1 protein-coding gene is annotated in these 428 nt (G+C 47.2%); it reads left to right on the top strand.

Annotated elements, in window-relative coordinates; translation table 11 throughout:
- On the top strand, positions 1-428 hold a 428-nt coding region (locus BCT81_RS03315), incomplete at both ends, for a diguanylate cyclase (RefSeq protein WP_133152513.1).

Genomic DNA, 428 nt, shown 5'->3' with positions numbered 1-428 from the left:
TATATCGATAAAGTGATGTCTAGTGATGGTGAATACACTTGGTATGACGTGGTGAAGTCGCCATTTAGAGACCCTGCATCCAGCACCAACGGGGTGTTGATCATGGCTCGTGATATCACTGAGCGTTACCTTGCAGAGCAGAAACTTGAAGAGGCGAACCTAGAGCTTGAGCGTCTCAGCTTTATGGACAGTTTGACTCAGGTTTCTAACCGACGCCGCTTTGATGAACAGTTGTCGACATTGTGGCATTACCATGTGCGCGAGAAGTTGCCGTTGACCATCATGCTTTGTGACATCGACTTCTTTAAAGGCTACAACGACTTCTATGGTCACCAACAGGGTGATGATGCTTTGATTCAGGTTTCGCAAGCCTTTAAGCAGGTACTGAATCGTTCGTCTGATTGTGTGGCTCGTTACGGTGGTGAAGA

The sequence above is a fragment of the Vibrio sp. 10N.261.52.A1 genome (genome assembly GCF_002876325.1).
Classification (GTDB): domain Bacteria; phylum Pseudomonadota; class Gammaproteobacteria; order Enterobacterales; family Vibrionaceae; genus Vibrio; species Vibrio chagasii.
This window is presented reverse-complemented; position numbering and strand designations above follow the sequence as displayed.